This is a genomic window from Microtetraspora sp. NBRC 13810 (genome assembly GCF_030268685.1).
Lineage (GTDB): Bacteria > Actinomycetota > Actinomycetes > Streptosporangiales > Streptosporangiaceae > BSRQ01.
Map to the genome: position 1 here is coordinate 275,595 of NZ_BSRQ01000008.1, position 16,133 is coordinate 291,727.

The 16,133-nt window shown below is 71.4% G+C and carries 11 protein-coding genes and 1 tRNA gene; 8 read left to right on the top strand and 4 right to left on the bottom strand.

What is annotated here, in order from left to right:
* Positions 1 to 2 precede the first annotated feature (2 nt).
* Entirely contained in the window at positions 3 to 1,217 is a 1,215-nt protein-coding gene (locus QSK26_RS18585; RefSeq protein WP_285776425.1) for a sensor histidine kinase, read from the top strand.
* Positions 1,218 to 1,594: 377 nt separating this feature from the next.
* The gene (ppdK, locus tag QSK26_RS18590) at positions 1,595 to 4,237 is read left to right on the top strand and encodes a pyruvate, phosphate dikinase (protein WP_285776426.1); all 2,643 of its coding nucleotides are present in this window, start codon (positions 1,595 to 1,597) and stop codon (positions 4,235 to 4,237) included.
* Positions 4,238 to 4,302: 65 nt separating this feature from the next.
* On the opposite strand, the gene QSK26_RS18595 is transcribed toward ppdK, so the two are convergent.
* Positions 4,303 to 4,794, bottom strand: a complete 492-nt coding sequence (locus QSK26_RS18595) for an RDD family protein (RefSeq protein WP_285776427.1) — start codon at positions 4,792 to 4,794, stop codon at positions 4,303 to 4,305.
* Positions 4,795 to 5,543: 749 nt separating this feature from the next.
* Here QSK26_RS18595 and QSK26_RS18600 point away from each other — a divergent pair.
* On the top strand, positions 5,544 to 6,815 hold the full coding sequence (locus QSK26_RS18600; protein WP_285776428.1) for a deoxyguanosinetriphosphate triphosphohydrolase: 1,272 nt from the start codon (positions 5,544 to 5,546) through the stop codon (positions 6,813 to 6,815).
* A 10-nt stretch (positions 6,816 to 6,825) separates the two neighbouring features.
* Here the strand turns inward: QSK26_RS18600 and QSK26_RS18605 are convergent, their stop codons facing one another.
* Positions 6,826 to 7,755, bottom strand: coding sequence for a M23 family metallopeptidase (locus tag QSK26_RS18605; protein WP_285776429.1), 930 nt, complete (start codon positions 7,753 to 7,755; stop codon positions 6,826 to 6,828).
* A gap of 149 nt (positions 7,756 to 7,904) precedes the next feature.
* Between QSK26_RS18605 and dnaG the strand changes: the two genes are divergently transcribed.
* Complete coding sequence (gene dnaG / locus QSK26_RS18610) at positions 7,905 to 9,896, top strand: DNA primase (protein WP_285776430.1); 1,992 nt, start codon at positions 7,905 to 7,907, stop codon at positions 9,894 to 9,896.
* A gap of 683 nt (positions 9,897 to 10,579) precedes the next feature.
* Positions 10,580 to 11,683: an RNA polymerase sigma factor RpoD gene (rpoD, locus tag QSK26_RS18615; RefSeq protein ID WP_502888721.1), complete on the top strand. Its 1,104-nt coding sequence runs from the start codon at positions 10,580 to 10,582 to the stop codon at positions 11,681 to 11,683.
* 258 nt (positions 11,684 to 11,941) lie between these two features.
* Here rpoD and QSK26_RS18620 read toward each other — a convergent pair whose 3' ends face one another.
* Positions 11,942 to 13,141: a helix-turn-helix domain-containing protein gene (locus QSK26_RS18620; protein ID WP_285776431.1), complete on the bottom strand. Its 1,200-nt coding sequence runs from the start codon at positions 13,139 to 13,141 to the stop codon at positions 11,942 to 11,944.
* 312 nt (positions 13,142 to 13,453) lie between these two features.
* On the opposite strand from QSK26_RS18620, the gene QSK26_RS18625 reads away from it, so the two are divergent.
* Positions 13,454 to 14,743: an MGH1-like glycoside hydrolase domain-containing protein gene (locus QSK26_RS18625; protein WP_285776432.1), complete on the top strand. Its 1,290-nt coding sequence runs from the start codon at positions 13,454 to 13,456 to the stop codon at positions 14,741 to 14,743.
* Entirely contained in the window at positions 14,740 to 15,216 is a 477-nt protein-coding gene (locus tag QSK26_RS18630; protein WP_285776433.1) for a hypothetical protein, read from the top strand. The genes QSK26_RS18625 and QSK26_RS18630 overlap by 4 nt, the downstream gene beginning before the upstream one ends.
* 158 nt (positions 15,217 to 15,374) lie before the next feature.
* Here the strand turns inward: QSK26_RS18630 and QSK26_RS18635 are convergent, their stop codons facing one another.
* Complete coding sequence (locus QSK26_RS18635) at positions 15,375 to 15,677, bottom strand: YtxH domain-containing protein (protein WP_285776517.1); 303 nt, start codon at positions 15,675 to 15,677, stop codon at positions 15,375 to 15,377.
* Positions 15,678 to 15,876: 199 nt separating this feature from the next.
* Here QSK26_RS18635 and QSK26_RS18640 point away from each other — a divergent pair.
* Positions 15,877 to 15,949: transfer RNA gene (locus QSK26_RS18640), tRNA-Asn, on the top strand.
* Positions 15,950 to 16,133: the final 184 nt, after the last annotated feature.

The following is a 16,133-nucleotide window of genomic DNA, read 5'->3' on the forward strand; positions in this document are numbered from 1 at the left end:
GAATGGTCAGACTGCCGGGGTTCATGCACACGATCCGGTTCCGGCTGACCGTTCTGTACACGGGCCTGCTGTTCGTGCTGGCCGCGCTGGTGCTCGGCGTCATGTACTACGTGCTCGCCGAGAGCACCGAGCAGCGGCCCGTCACCAAGGAGTACGCGCAGGTCTACAACAAGCACACCGACGAGGTGCTGGGCTACGAGCTGGTCGTCACCATCACCGAGGTGGAGAACGCGGTCAACGTCAAGACGCTCGGCACGCTGCGGGAATACAGCCTGGTGACACTCGGTGGCCTGTTCGGGGCGAGCCTGGGGATCGGCTGGGTGCTGTCCGGCTGGGTGCTGCGGCCGATGCGCTCGATCACCCGCACGGCGGCCGAGATCCAGGCCACCGACCTCGCCCGGCGGATCAGGCTGTCCGGCCCGAAGGACGAGCTGCGCGACCTCGCCGACACCGTGGACACCATGCTCGACCGGCTGGAGGACGGCTTCCGCGCGCAGCGGCAGCTCATCGACGACGCCTCGCACGAGCTGCGCAGCCCGCTGGCGATCATCCGGGCGAACGTCGACGCCGTGCTGAAGTCGCCGGACAGCACCGAGGCCGAGCGCGCCCGCGCCGCGGACATCGTGGACCGGGCCACCACCCGGATGACCCGCCTGGTGGAGGACCTTCTCGCCACCGCCCGCCGTACGGCTCCCGCGCTCGCCGACGCCGACGTGGACGTGGGCATGGTCGCCGAGGAGGCGTGCGACGACTTCGCCCCGCTGGCCGCGGCCCGCTCCCTGGTGATCAGCCGCAGGCTGACCACCGGCATGATCACCAACGGCGACCACGACGCCCTGCGCCGCGCCGTGGGCAACCTGCTGTCCAACGCCGTACGGCTCGCGCCGGCGGGGAGCGTGGTCGCCGTGGCGGCCGGCCGGGACCGCGGGTGGATCTGGGTGGCCGTCCGCGACACGGGCCCCGGACTGGAGGAGGAGGACCAGCCCCGGGTGTTCGACCGGTTCTGGCGCGGCCAGCCGAGCGGCCCCGACCGGCACACCGGCCTCGGCCTGGCCATCGTGCGCCAGATCGTGGAGTCGCACGGCGGGCAGGTCCGGTTGTTCTCCCGGCTCGGCGCGGGCAGCACCTTCGTGCTCTGGCTCCCCGAGCGCGGCGCGGACTCCACCCCCGTACCCGAGCGCAACCCGCTGGGCGGGGTCGGCACAGCGTCCCACTGAACACCGCGTCCCTGAACACCGCGTCCCACTGAACACCGCTTCTCACCGAGCACCGCGTCCCACTGACACACGGCGTCTCTTGGATGCGGGGGCCGTCCGCGAGCGTCGCGGGCGGCCGTTGTCATGTGCGGCCGGGTAAGCACTGAAGGCGACTCCGCCAAGCCCGAACCGCCAGAGAATTGGTTTATACCAATTGGTATAAACCATTTTCCCGACATCCCGGATTTTGCCTCCACATGAATTGGATTAGACCGCTATGTGGCCTCTGACCAGCATAAATGCCTTGTAGACGGATGGGTGGCGTTTCATCGGGTTCTTCGTCGGTACAGTCAGTGGCAGGCGGAATGGTGCCTTAGTTGAAGCCAGAAGGAGCGGCCATGCCCAAGTTCGTTTACGACTTCACCGAAGGCAACAAGGATCTCAAGGATCTGCTCGGGGGCAAGGGTGCCAACCTGGCCGAGATGACCAACCTGGGGCTGCCGGTGCCTCCCGGCTTCACCATCACCACCGAGGCGTGCCGCGCCTACCTGGCGGACGGGGCGGTCCCCGCCGGGCTCGACGGCGAGATCGCCGGGCACCTGACCGCGCTTGAGTCGGCGATGGGCAGGCGGCTCGGCCAGGCCGACGACCCGCTGCTGGTCAGCGTGCGGTCCGGCGCGAAGTTCTCCATGCCGGGGATGATGGAGACCGTCCTCAACATCGGCCTCAACGACGAGTCCGTGCACGGCCTGGCCAAGCAGGCCGGTGGCAACGACCGCTTCGCCTGGGACTCCTACCGCCGCCTGATCCAGATGTTCGGCAAGACCGTCCTCGGCATCGAGGGCGACCGCTTCGAGGAGGCGCTCGACGGGGTCAAGGGCGACCGCGAGGACTTCGAGCTCACCGCCGGCGAGTTGCAGAGCCTGGTCGAGACGTTCAAGGGCATCGTCCGCGAGGAGACCGGGAAGGACTTCCCCGCCGACCCGCGTGAGCAGATGCGCCTGGCGATCAACGCGGTGTTCGACTCCTGGAACGCGCCCCGCGCCATCCTGTACCGCCGCCAGGAGCGCATCCCCGCCGACCTCGGCACCGCCGTGAACGTGTGCGCCATGGTCTTCGGCAACGTCGGCATGGACTCCGGCACCGGCGTCGCCTTCACCCGCGACCCCGGCAGCGGCCAGCAGGGCGTCTACGGCGACTACCTGCAGAACGCCCAGGGCGAGGACGTCGTCGCCGGAATCCGCAACACGGTGCCGTTGCAGGACCTGGAGCGGATCGACGCCGGCGCCTACCGCGAGCTGCTGTCCATCATGGAACGGCTGGAGAACCACTACCTCGACCTGTGCGACATCGAGTTCACCGTCGAGCGCGGCAAGCTGTGGATGCTGCAGACCCGGGTCGGCAAGCGCACCCCCGGCGCGGCGTTCCGGATCGCCACCCAGCTCGTCGACCAGGGCCTGATCGACCTGGACGAGGCCGTCCGGCGGGTGTCCGGCGACCAGCTCGCCCAGCTCATGTTTCCCCGCTTCGACGGCGGCTCGGGCAAGAAGCAGATCGCCAAGGGCATGAACGCCTCCCCGGGCGCGGCCGTCGGCAAGGTGGTGTTCACCTCCGAGCGGGCCGTCGAACTCGCCGGGCAGGGCGAGGACGTCATCCTGGTCCGCCGCGAGACCAACCCCGACGACCTCAGCGGCATGATCGCGGCCAAGGGCGTGCTCACCTCGCGCGGCGGCAAGACCTCGCACGCCGCCGTGGTCGCCCGGGGCATGGGCAAGACCTGCGTCTGCGGCGCGGAGGAACTGGACGTGTCGGTCGGCGAGCGGCGCTTCACCGCCCCCGGCGGCGTGGTGGTCACCGAGGGCGACGTGATCTCCATCGACGGCACGACCGGCGCCGTCTACCTGGGCGAGGTGCCGGTGGTGCCCTCCGCCGTGGTCGAGTACTTCGAGGGCGGCGGGACGACCGGGGCCGACGACGACCTGGTGCGCGCGGTGGACCGGCTGATGGCGCACGCCGACTCCGTGCGCGGCCTCGGCGTGTGGGCCAACGCCGACACGGCGGAGGACGCGGCCAGGGCCCGCCGCTTCGGCGCCCAGGGCGTCGGGCTGTGCCGTACCGAGCACATGTTCCTGGGGGAGCGGCGGCAACTCGTCGAGGACCTGATCCTCGCCGAGGGGCAGGAGCGGAGGCAGGCCGCCCTGGACGCGCTCGAACCGCTCCAGCGCGACGACTTCGCCGAACTGCTGGAGGCGATGGACGGCCTGCCCGTCACCATCCGGCTCATCGACCCGCCGCTGCACGAGTTCCTGCCCGACTTCGTGGACCTGTCGGTGCGGGTGGCGCTGGCCGGCGACGACGCCACCGAGCGGGACCGCAGGCTGCTCGCCGCGGTCAAGCGGCTGCGCGAGCAGAACCCGATGCTCGGCCTGCGCGGCGTACGGCTCGGCCTGGTCATCCCCGGGCTGTTCGCCATGCAGGTGCGGGCCATCGCCGAGGCGGCGCGGATCAGGCTCGACCAGGGCGGCGACCCGCACCCCGAGATCATGATCCCGCTCGTCGGCGCGGTGCAGGAGCTGGAGCAGGTGCGTGAGGAGAGCGCGGCCATCCTGCGCGAACACGGCGTCGAGGCGCTGATCGGCACCATGATCGAGGTGCCCAGGGCCGCGCTCACCGCGGGCCAGATCGCCGAGGCGGCCGACTTCTTCTCCTTCGGCACCAACGACCTCACCCAGATGGCCTGGGGCTTCTCCCGGGACGACGTCGAGGCGGCGTTCTTCACCCGGTACCTCGACCTCGGCATCTTCGGCGTCTCCCCGTTCGAGACCATCGACAGGGACGGCGTCGGCCGCCTGATGCGGATCGCGGCGGAGGAGGGCAGGCGGAGCCGTCCGGACCTGAAGCTCGGCATCTGCGGCGAGCACGGCGGCGACCCCGACTCGGTGCACTTCTGCCACGAGATCGGCCTGGACTACGTCTCCTGCTCGCCCTTCCGCATCCCCGTCGCCCGCCTGGAGGCCGCCCGCGCCGCGCTGGCCCGCTGACCGGCGCACCGCCGTCCGGCCCGCCGCGCACGCCGGTGCGCGGCGGGCCGCACCGCCGCCGTGTCCTACCGGCGGTCCACGACCGCGCGCCGGACGTCGATGACGACGGTGTCGGCGATGGTGTCGTGCAGGCAGCGCCGCTGCCGGTTCAGGAAGATCGCCAGCCCGTCCCCCGCCAGGACGACGTCCCCCACGTACGGCAGCGCCCCGAGCCCGGGGGAGACCAGCGAACGCACGGCGGCGGGACCGAGGGCGGGCGGCTCGCCGGTGGACCGGGACACCACCTTCAGCCCGAGCAGCCACTTGCCCGGCGTCCGCCCCCAGCGCGCGTGCTGGAGCCAGAAGTAGAGGAACGCCACCGCTTCCATCACCAGCAGGGCCGGCCATTCGACGAGCTGCGTGAACCGTTCGCCCGTCGTCACCCCCAGCGCCGCCGTCAGGGCGAGGAACGGCATGCCGAGCACGACGCACACGAGCCGGTCGGCGAGATAGGCGGCCAGCCGGTAGTGCCGCGCGCCCAGGCGGTGCAGCGTTCTCGCGGGGGGAGCGGTCGTCACCGCGCCATTCTGGCGTATCCCGTACACCCGGGACACGACAGACGACCGGCCGCCTCCATACCGGCCTGGCGGACCCCCGGACCGGCTCACGAGGGGGAAGGGAGCCGGTCCGCTGGAACACGGGAGGTCCGCCAGGTGTCTGGTACGGCCGAGGCGTGCCGCTCCACGATGGCAGCTCCCGCCGCATCTGTCACCCACACCGGGAGGGGCTTTCCCGGCGTTGTCCGGACGCCGATCGTTCGTCTTCTCCTCATGGAGCGGATAAATTGCGTGCCGTCAATACAGCGGTCATGTCCGGATGCGGCCATCGTTTTCCCGGCCGCACCGGACGGCTGCCCGCGCGGCCCCGCTACGCCGCCGCGGCGCGGCCCCGCCCGCCCGGCCGGACCGGCCTGCGGCGGGCCGCGGCCCATCACCCCCGGTGGAGGCCGCCGTCTAGGAGAGGGCCGTTCGGCGGCGATGACGACGGGCGCCGAATGAATGGCGACAACCCGGCGGAGAGAAATGAATTTCAATCCGAATTCCGCGTCGAATGAATAGCCGCTCCGAATGTGACGGCGCCGCCGCTCATGGCGCGCCTTTCCTGACCGCGTGAGTCAGAGAAGGCGCCGGAGGTGTGCGCCGGGGGCGTTGAAACGGGCCGCCGGTGGGCATCACTTGGGTCCGCGGTCGTTCCGCCGATGGACGACTGTTCTTCGCTGGGGGTGGGGGGCGTGGTGCCGCTGTCGGATCGTAGGCTCGGTGGCCTGATGGGCACATACGGCGAACATGATCAGGCCAGGTGGGCGCCGGAACCGCCGGGGAACCCGGAGCGGGGCGCGTTCGAGCGGGACAGGGCGCGGGTGCTGCACTCCGCCGCGCTGCGGAGGCTGGCCGCCAAGACCCAGGTGGTCGGGCCGGGCGAGACGCGCAGCCACGGCCAGCACATCCCGCGCACCCGGCTGACCCACTCGCTGGAGTGCGCCCAGATCGGCCGGGAGCTGGGCAAGGCGCTCGGGCGGGACCCCGACCTGGTGGAGACCGCCTGCCTGGCGCACGACCTGGGGCATCCGCCGTTCGGGCACAACGGCGAGACCGCGCTCAACGAGCTGGCCGCCTCCTGCGGCGGCTTCGAGGGCAACGCGCAGAGCCTGCGGCTGCTCACCAGGCTGGAGGCCAAGGTGGTCACCGAGGACGGCCGCAGCGCCGGGCTCAACCTCACCAGGGCCGCGCTCGACGCCGCCTCCAAGTACCCGTGGGTGCGCGGCGCCGGGCCGGTCAAGGGCGCCTTCGACCGGGTGGGCGGGCCCTACGGCGTCTACGAGGACGACCTGCCGGTCTTCGAGTGGTTCCGGCACGGCGTCCCGCCCGGGAAGGTGAGCTTCGAGGCGCAGATCATGGACTGGTCCGACGACGTCGCCTACTCGGTGCACGACCTGGAGGACGCCCTGCACTCCGGGCACGTCACGCTGGAGGCCCTGCGGTCGGTGTCCGAGCGGGCGGAGATCTGCGAGCGCACCCTGGGCTGGTACCTGCCGGACGCCGACCCGGCCGAGCTGGAGGCCGTCCTCGCCCGGCTGGTCGACGAGCCGTACTGGCCGCGCCGGTTCGACGGCAGCCTCGCCGACCTGGCCGCGCTCAAGTCCCTGACCAGCACGCTCATCGGCCGCCTGTGCAGATCCGCCCAGCTCGCCACCTTGGAGGCGTACGGCCCGGCCGCCGGCCGGTACGGCGCGGACCTGGTCGTGCCGGAGCGGACCAGGCTGGAGTGCGCGCTGCTGAAAGGCGTCACGGCGCATTATGTGATGTCACGAGACGACCACCACGCCAAGCAGCTCCGGCAGCGCGAGCTGATCGCGGAGCTGGCCTCCCTCATCACGCTCGGCGCGCCCGGCACCCTGGAGCCCGCGCTGCGCCCGGCCTTCGTCCAGGCGGCCGACGACGCGGCGCGGGTGCGGGTGGTCACGGACCAGATCGCCTCGCTGACCGACACCTCCGCGATCACCTGGCACGCCCGGCTCTCCGGCCGGGCGGCCGGCTGACGGCGGCGGCTCAGCCGCCGATCGGCTCCAGCACGGAGGGCCGGGGCTGCACGGGGCGCTGCGGCTTCTTCTTCGTCGGGGTCGGGGAGGGCGCCGGCGGCGGCGCGGGGGCCGTGACCGGTGGCTTGCTCGCGCACAGGATCTTGCAGGCGGGCTTCGCGCCGAGTTCCCGCCTGAGGTCGAGCGTCTCCTGCCGGGGGGAGAGCGTGCGGTTGCCGTCACGCCAGGCGTCGAGGTAGTCCCACGGCTTCACCATGCCCCGGCGGACCCACCACAGGCTCGGGTCGGCCTTCCAGGAGATGGAGAAGTAGAGGTTGGTCGCCGTGTCCCGGGAGTTGCCGGAGTTGCCGATCTCCCCGAGGGTCTGGCCGGCCCTGACCTTCGCGCCCGGCTTGAGGTCCTCGGCGACCGAGTCCAGGTGGCCGCCGAGGTAGCGCACGCCGTCCTCGCCGATGACGCTCACGAACCTGCCCTCACGGGTGGGACCGAGGTCCAGATCGGGGTTCCAGGTGTCGTCCGCGGCGACCTCGTCCACCGTGCCGTTCACCGGGGAGACGAACGCGCAGCCCCGGTTGGCCCAGATCGTCGTCTTGGGGGTCACCAGGAGCTTGCGGGCGTACTTCGCCTTGCAGCCCTTGACCGGGAAGACGTAGGAGTAGTCGCTGACCTTCGGCGGCGGCACCACCACCGGCTCGTCGCCGGCCGGCCGTCGTACGGGCGACTGCGGCACCGCGACCGGAGAGGTCGGCTCGATGTCGTCCGCGGGGGCGGCCTGCGGGACCGCGCCCGCGGCGGGCACCGGCGCCGCGGCCGTGCCGCCCGCCGTGCCCTCGGCCGTGGCAGCGCCCGTGCCGCCCGTCCCGCCGGTGGACGCGCAGGCGCCCGTGACGAGTACGGCGCTCACCAAGACGGCGAGACGCCCCAGATGCCCCGATCGCATGTTGTCCACCCGCGTAACTTTTCCAGACTGAGCAAGTACCTTTGTAACGGAAGTTCCCTTTGGTGACGACCTGTTCGCCAAACTCGGGCCAGACCGGTCAGGCAGACACCGCGCGACGGTGACGCCGGCGCCCCAATAGACTCAACCGTGTGGCAGGGCGCATCAGTGACGACGACATCGCGCTCGTGAGGGAGCGTTCACCGATCGCGGAGGTGGTGGGAGAGCACACCCAGCTCCGCAACGCCGGTGGCGGCAACCTCAAGGGGCTGTGCCCCTTCCATGACGAGAAGAGCCCGTCCTTCAACGTCACCCCGGCCCGCGGATACTGGTACTGCTTCGGCTGCGGCGAGGGCGGCGACGTCATCACGTTCGTCCGCAGGCTGGAGCATCTGAGCTTCGCCGAGGCGATCGAGCGCCTGGCGCAGCGGGCCGGCATCCAGCTCCGCTACGAGCAGGGCGGTTACGTGCCCGGCCGGGAGCAGGGCGAGCGCACCAGGCTGGTCGAGGCGCACCGGGCCGCCGCCGAGTACTACGCGGAGCAGCTCGGCACCCCCGACGCGTCGGTGGGGCGGCAGTTCCTGTCCGAGCGCGGCTTCGAGCGGGTCGACGCCGAGCTCTTCGGCGTGGGATTCGCGCACCGCGACTGGGACCGGCTGGCCAGGCACCTCATGGGCCGCGGCTTCAGCGCCGCCGAGCTGATCAAGGGCGGCCTGGCCAAGGAGGGGCGCAGGGGGCCGATCGACCGGTTCCGCGGCAGGCTCGTCTGGCCGATCCGCGACATCACCGGCGACACCATCGGCTTCGGCGCCCGCAAGCTGTTCGACGGCGACGACGGCCCCAAATACCTCAACACGCCGGAAAGCCCGCTGTACAAGAAGAGCGAGGTCCTCTACGGGGTGGACCTCGCCAAGCGGGAGATCTCCAAGCGTTCGCAGGCCGTGATCGTCGAGGGTTACACCGACGTGATGGCCTGTCACCTGGCCGGCGTGCCGACCGCCGTGGCCACCTGCGGCACCGCCTTCGGCGAGGAGCACATCAAGGTCCTGCGCCGGCTGCTGCTGGACCAGGCGGAGTTCCGCGGCGAGGTGGTGTTCACCTTCGACGGCGACTCCGCCGGTCAGAAGGCCGCGCTGCGCGCCTTCGCCGACGAGCAGAAATTCGTCACGCAGACCTTCGTCGCCGTCCAGCCCGACGGCCTCGACCCCTGCGACCTGCGCGTCAAGCAGGGCGACGCCGCGATCAGAGACCTCATCGCGAGCAGGGAGCCGCTGTTCGCCTTCGCCGTGCGCAGCGTGATCAACCGCTACGACCTGGCCACCAACGAGGGCAAGCTCGCCGCCCTCGACGCCGCCGCGCCCATCGTGGCCTCGATCAAGGACCGCGCCCTGCGGCAGATGTACGCGGTGGACCTCGACCGCTGGCTCGGCTTCATGAACGAGCGGCTCGTGGTGGACCGGATCATGGAGGTGGCGGGCACGGCGCCCGCCGCCGCCCAAGGCGCGCGCGGCAGGCGCTCCCCGTCCACGCAGGCCGCCCCGCAGTCCGGGCGCTCCGCCCAGCCCGGTCAGCGTACGCCGTCCGGGCGCTCCGGCCAGCCCGGCCAGGGCGCGCCGTCCGGGCGTCCCGGGCAGACCGGGCCGCAGGCGCAGCAGCGCCGCGCCGACCCCACCGACCCCGGCATCCGGGTCGAGGGCGAGGTGCTCAAGATGGCCGTCCAGCGCCCCGCGCTGCTCGGCCCCGGCTTCGACACCCTCGGCCCCCAGTCGTTCACGCTGCCCGAGTACGTGTCGCTCTACGCCTGGATCCTCGCGGCCGGCGGCGCCACCGCCGCGGGCGCCGGCGGCAGGGAGTGGATCGACCGCCTTCTCGACGGCGCCGACGACGCCCTCCGCCCCATGATCACCAGATTCGCCGTGGAGGAGCTCCGCAGCGACCTCAACGGCGAGGAGCGGTACGGCGCCGCCATGCTGGCCGCGCTGGAGGCGATCACCGTCGACCGCGCCATCGCCCAGGTCAAGTCCCGCCTCCAGCGCCTCAACCCGATAGACGAACAACCCGAGTACAACCGCCTCTTCGGCGACCTCGTAGCCCTCGAACAACAACGCCGCATCCTCCGCGAACGCGCCGCCGGCAACGCCTGACCCCGTCCCGCCCGCCCCGCACGCCCGCCCCGGTCTGCCCGGTCTGCACGCCCGCCCCGATCCGCTCGTCCGGCAAGGGCCGCGCGGCCCGCACGTCCGGCGTGTGCCGCGCGGCTGCCGCGCGCCCTCGCACGGTGTCCGGTGAGTGCGCCGCCACCCGTCCGAGAGTCGCCCGCCCTGCGCGCCCCGTACGGCGATGCGTCGTACATCCGGATGTGGCATACATCGGATGTGCCGTAGATCGAGGGCGCCCCCTCCACACCTCCTGCGGCGCTGTCCGGGCCGCCGGAACCGCCCCCCACCCCCTCCGCGGCGACGGGTGCGCGGGCGGAAGTGCCCCGCTCGGCCGACGGTAGGAAAGATCTTCGGCGTGATACCTATTTGCGATCTTTCATCGTGCGGAAAGATCTGACCGGCGTTCTCAACTCGTTGTGGCCGGTCCGGCGCAGGCTCCCAGGGCGGGTCCCGTTCCGGTCGAGAACCGCCAGGTCGAACTGATCGCGTAAATTGCTTTACTTTCCTGGTCGCGGATCTGCCAAACCTTAATTTGATCTCGTTTTGGTAATGACCCGCGCCTTACCTTCGGTGACAAAAATAGGTCTGCCGTTTTACGGGCCCAATACAGCAGACTGTCTTGCGTGGGTGCATCGGTGCTGCCAAGTGGGCCGCCATCGGTAGACCAGGTGGCGGACCTCGTTGCTAAGGGAAGGGAGCGCGGAAGCGTCACGGTTGACGACGTGGCCGCCGCGCTTGACCGATCCGAGCTGCCGTCCGACGCGCTGGAGCGCGTGGTGCGGATGCTCGCCGAACACGGAGTGGAAGTCCTCGAACCGCAGGCTGACGACGACGCCGCGCGGGTCGATGAGGAAGACGTCGGCAAACGCGCGCCAACGAGCGATCTCGTCCGCATCTATCTGCGCGAGATCGGCCGGGTGCCGCTGCTGACCGCTGAGGAGGAGGTGGAGCTCGCCAAATGCATCGAGGCGGGACTGTTCGCCGAGGACAAGCTGGCCAACGACGTCGCACGCCGGGCCTTCCCCGAGTTCAGGGAGCTCGTCTGGGAGGGCAATCGGGCCAAGCAGCGCCTGATCGAGGCCAATCTGCGCCTCGTGGTGTCGATCGCCAAGCGGTATGTGGGCCGCGGCATGCTGTTCCTGGACCTGATCCAGGAGGGCAACCTGGGCCTGATCCGGGCGGTGGAGAAATTCGACTACACGAAGGGCTATAAGTTCTCCACCTATGCGACCTGGTGGATCCGCCAGGCGATCACCCGTGCCATCGCCGACCAGGCGCGCACCATCCGCATTCCGGTGCACATGGTCGAGACGATCAACAAGCTGGTGCGGGTCCAGCGGCAGTTGCACCAGGACCTCGGCCGGGAGCCCGCGCCGGAGGAGATCGCGCTGGAGATGGACCTGCCCGTGGACCGGGTGGTCGAGATCCAGCGGATCGCCCAGGAGCCGGTGTCCCTCCAGTCGCCGATCGGCGAGGAGGACTCCGACCTCGGCGACTTCATCGAGGACGCCGACGCGGTGGTGCCGATGGAGGCGGCCGCCTTCATCATGCTCCAGGACCAGCTCGACGACATCCTCGCGACGTTGTCTGACCGGGAACAGCGCATCATCCAGTTGCGCTTCGGCCTCTCCGACGGCCACCCGCGGACCTTGGAAGAGGTCGGCAGGGAGTTCGGCGTCACGAGGGAGCGGATCCGCCAGATCGAGTCCAAGACCTTGGCCAAGCTGCGCCACCCGACCCGCGCGCAGATGCTCAAGGACTACCTCGACTGAGATCCGAGGCTGAAATGGGACGGTGACCCGGAACCTCCGGGTCACCGCCCTCAGCGTTCCCCTCCCGGCGACCGGTGGGGACCGATCGGGCGTCCTGGAACACAGTCGTAAGGTGCGGCATCGGGCCGGAAGGTCCTTCCTGATCAAGGGGGACCGCGGCGTCGGCGGTTCCCGTGGTCGCGGCCACGCCGGGTGGCGTGCCGGACACGCTAGGTCAGGACGGTGCTCGCGCTGTTTCCGGACGGAAACCCTGCTGGTTCAGATCAGGTTCATCCGCCACGCCAGTCCGCGCAGATCCCGGCCGCCCGCTCGGTCGAGCATGTCGGTGACCAGCTCCCGGATCAGCGGATGGTTGTGCACCTGTACCGGTGAGAGCCGCTCGGCATGCTTCAGCTCGCGCACCGCCTCGACGCCGCGGTCCAGCATGCCGAGCGCGCGGGCCTTCTCGACGTGCAGGGCGGCCCGCCGGTTGTCCGACGCCAGCGCGCGCGGGTCCACCTCCGACGCGAACCGGAGAGCGTCGCCGGGGCGCCCAGCCTCCACCGCGAGGGAAGCGCGCCACACGCCGACGTTGGCGACGCCGAACAGCTCGAACGCCTCCGGCGCGTCGCCCAGGGGTTCGGCCAGCCGGGCCGCCTCCGCGGCCTGCTCGGCCGCCCCGTCGTGGTCGCCCTGGACCTCGCGCGACAGGGCCGCGCTCAGCCTCAGCATTCCGTGCACCTGATGGGCGAACGGGTCGTCGCCGATGTGCGGCTCCACCTCGTCGGCGATCCGCGCCGCCACCATGAGCGGCTTGGGCTTGTTCGCCGAGCTGCGGGCATGCGCCTGGCCGTAGGCCGCGGCACCGCGCCACACCGGATCGCCGAGCAGGTCGGCGGCCTGTCTGCCGCGTTCGCCGCTGATGTAGGCGAGGTTCGTCTCACCCAGATGGCGCAGCATCGCCGTGCCGTCGGACCCGCAGGCAAGCACGAGGAGCTTGAGCGCCTCGCTGCGCGCCGGTTCCCGGCCGGCGGCGGCGTGCGCGTACAGTTCGCCGATCACCGCGGGGAGGATGCGGGCGATGGTCGCGTAGTCGGCATGACGCAGCGCCGCGTCCGCCTCACCCAGCTCGGCGCGCAGGACGTCGAGGGGCCGTGCGCGGATGTCGGGAGGGTCGTCCGGCGCGGCGTCCATGAGGACCCGCTGAAGCGGCATCAGGTTGTAGTGCCGCCGCTCCGGGCGGATCTCCGGGGCGGGGCCGCCGAGAAGGAAGTCCGCGGACACCTGGAGCGCCTCGGCGAGGGCCGCGATGTCGGAGCGCCGGTCCAGCCGCGCACGCCCGTTCTCGATCTTGCTCAGCCAGCCCTTGGAACGACCTGCGAGTCCGGCGAGCGCCTCCAGGCTGATGCCCCTGGCGCGGCGTGCGGCACGCACGTTTCCGCCGATCCGCCGCGCCCCGCCGTCATCGGGTGCAGTCATGGCATACCTTCGATGGTGGGTCCGTCAGCACTGCCCACGGTACGCGGCCCGCGGGCAGGAGGGGCGGGGAACGGGTGAACGCTCGCGCGGTGGGCGCCTCACCGGGAGACCGCTCCCTCCGTGGGCGGGCAACGCTCTTCATCGCGTGTTCCCGGAGCGGTGCGGGTGTCACGGGGGGTGGGGGAGTGAAGGGCGGCCCTGATCAGGGGATTCGGGTCGGCGCGTAGGTATCAAGTGCCACTCAGCGGGCATCAAGCACATTGGACAGCACATCCCCTCTTGTGCTGAAAGTTCAGGGAGCAGACAGGATCGATGGAGGCGCGGCCGGGGGTCGACGACGCCGCGCTCGGGCGCGAGGCGCAAGCCGTGCTCGACGCGAACTGGACGGGATCCGCCACGGTGCCCGCCCCGGGGCTCTACCCGCACCAGTGGAGCCTCGACTCCGCGTACGTCGCGATAGGTCTCGCCCGCGGCAACCCCGAGCGGGCCCGTGCCGAGCTGGCTAACCTCTTCCGCGGGCAGTGGCGCACCGGCATGGTGCCGCACATCGTCTTCCACAGCACCGCCAACTACTTCCCCGGCCCGCCGGTGTGGCGCTCGCACGAGTGCGCCGACGCGCCGAACGGGCTCGCCACCTCCGGGCTGACCCAGCCGCCGTTGCAGGCGCTCGCCGTGTGGTGGCTGTGGCGGCACGCCGCCGCCGACCCGCAGGCCCGCGCGTTCGTCCGGCACGTCTACCCGCTGCTGCTGGCCCAGCACCGCTACCTGGAGACCGCCCGCGACCTCGGCGGGGACGGCCTCGCGGCGATCGTGCACCCCTGGGAGTCGGGCATGGACGACAGCCCGGCCTGGGACCCGCCGCTCGACGCGCTGCCCACCGTCCGGTACGCCTACCACCGCGAGGAGCTCCCCGACCGGCACCCGGACAACCACCACGACCGGTACGTCTGGCTGGCCCTGCGCTACCGCGACTCCGGCTACAGCGCGGCCTACCTGCGCCAGGAGCACCCGTTCGCGATCGAGGACCCGCTGTTCAACGCGATCTGGCTGGCCTCCTGCGAGGCCCTCGCCGAGCTGGCCCCGGTCGCGGGCGCCGACCCCCGGGGCGTGCTGGAGACCGCCGAGCGGATCAGGTGGGCGCTGACCGCCCGGCTGTGGGACGGCCTGTTCTACGCGCGCGACCTGCGGGCCGGGCGGCTCATCCCGGTCGCCACCGTGGGCTCCTTCGGGCCGCTGCTCGACCCGCGGATGCCGGTGGACCGGGTCGCCGCCCTGGTCGGGGTGCTGGAGTCGGTGCGGTTCATGGGCGCGACCGGCTATCCGGTGCCGAGCTGCGAGATCAGGGCCGCCGAGTTCGACCGGGCGCGCTACTGGCGGGGCCCTTCGTGGGTGAACACCAACTGGCTGCTGCGCCACGCCGCCGCCACCCACCAACTGACCGACCTCGCGCACGCCCTGGAGGCGTGCACGCTCAGGCTGGTACGGCAGGCCGGCTTCCGCGAGTGCTTCGACCCCTTCGACGGCAGCGGCCGGGGCTGCCGGGACTTCTCCTGGTCCGCGGCGCTCACCCTGGATCTGCTCGCCGATAGCGTGGACCCATGAGGTTCAGCTTCGGCTCGCGCCGCCCTCCCGCCGACATCCGGATCGAGCCAGGGGACCGCGTCCTCGCCCACGCCGCGACCGGCGACGGCGAGCACGTCGTGGCCACCGACCGGGCTCTCTACCTGCCGGGCGGCACCCGGCTGCCCTGGGAGCGGATCGACCGCGGCACCTGGGACGAGGAGGGCCTGCGCGTCACCACCACGGATGGCGCCACGTACACCGCCCGGCTGACCGAGCCCGGCCGGCTGCCGGAGACGGTGCGCGAGCGGGTGACCGCCTCCATCGTCGTCACGCAGTACGTCACGCTGTCGCGCGGCGGGGGAGTGCGTCTCGTGGCACGCCGCCCACCGGCCGGCGGCGGCGACCTCACCTGGGAGTTCGTCTTCGACGAGGGTCTGGACCCGGCCGACCCGGGGCTGCGCGCACACGCCGAGCAGGCCCTGGAGGCGGTCCGGCGCAACTACGGCGTCTGAGCCCGCCCAGGCATGGGCGAAAGCGTCTGAGCCCGCCCAGGCGCGGGCGAAGGCGTCTGGGCCCGCCTGGGGGAAGGCCCCGAGACCGCCCGAGGCATGGGCGCAGGACGCGCGGAAGGGCTCCCCGGCGGCCGGGGAGCCCTTCTGCGTCCTCCGGGTCAGTAAGGAGTGCCGGTCGCCACCGGTTTCTCCTCGGGCCACCCGGTGCCCGTCGTGTCGTGCTCGTCTCCCTTGTGCAGGAACGGCACTTTGTCGCCGAGCATCTGGCCCGCCCTGGTCCTGGCCACGCCGGCCGCCCTGGAGACCTGAGCGCCAACCAGCCCCGCGGCCTCCTGGACGGCCGGGCTGTCGGCGACCCGCTGAGCCGTGCGCCTGATCTGCTCGTAGCGCTCCCTGCCGGCCCTGCTGCCCAGCACGTAGCCCACGGCCAAACCGACGGCGAACATCGCCCTGTAACGCACCTTCATCACCTCCGCCTGTCACTGGGCCCCGGTCAAGCTCTACCCCGGGGACGCCGCTCCATCCTGATCTAGCGATGAGATTGGCGGGGAACCTCGCCGCGCGCGCCTTCGTGGAACACACACCCCTAGATGTGCGCTAATCTAGTTCCGCGCCGCAAGGAAGGGCCGAAGGGCCCAGACGAGCAGGCGTGAAGCGCAATCCCGCGTAGCTCAATCGGCAGAGCGTCCGGCTGTTAACCGGCAGGTTATAGGTTCGAGTCCTATCGCGGGAGCTTCACCTACGAGCCCCTGGGGGATCCCCCAGGGGCTCGACGCGTTTCCCTCTCCGGTCCGGCCCTGTGGTCCTCACAGCTCGCGATTTCTCCGTTTGCAGGACAAATCACAGAGAATCACAGAAGATGTCATGTGCCACGTCTGCCCCATATGATCACGAAGGGGTGGTCTTGGCTGCCGTGG

Bases quoted from the DNA above. Each gene is read 5' to 3' on its own strand.
- QSK26_RS18585 (WP_285776425.1), top strand. From the start codon at position 3: ATGGTCAGACTGCCGGGGTTCATGCACACGATCCGGTTCCGGCTGACC.
- ppdK (WP_285776426.1), top strand. From the start codon at position 1,595: ATGCCCAAGTTCGTTTACGACTTCACCGAAGGCAACAAGGATCTCAAG.
- QSK26_RS18600 (WP_285776428.1), top strand. From the start codon at position 5,544: ATGGGCACATACGGCGAACATGATCAGGCCAGGTGGGCGCCGGAACCG.
- QSK26_RS18605 (WP_285776429.1), bottom strand. From the start codon at position 7,755: ATGCGATCGGGGCATCTGGGGCGTCTCGCCGTCTTGGTGAGCGCCGTA.
- QSK26_RS18620 (WP_285776431.1), bottom strand. From the start codon at position 13,141: ATGACTGCACCCGATGACGGCGGGGCGCGGCGGATCGGCGGAAACGTG.
- QSK26_RS18625 (WP_285776432.1), top strand. From the start codon at position 13,454: ATGGAGGCGCGGCCGGGGGTCGACGACGCCGCGCTCGGGCGCGAGGCG.
- QSK26_RS18630 (WP_285776433.1), top strand. From the start codon at position 14,740: ATGAGGTTCAGCTTCGGCTCGCGCCGCCCTCCCGCCGACATCCGGATC.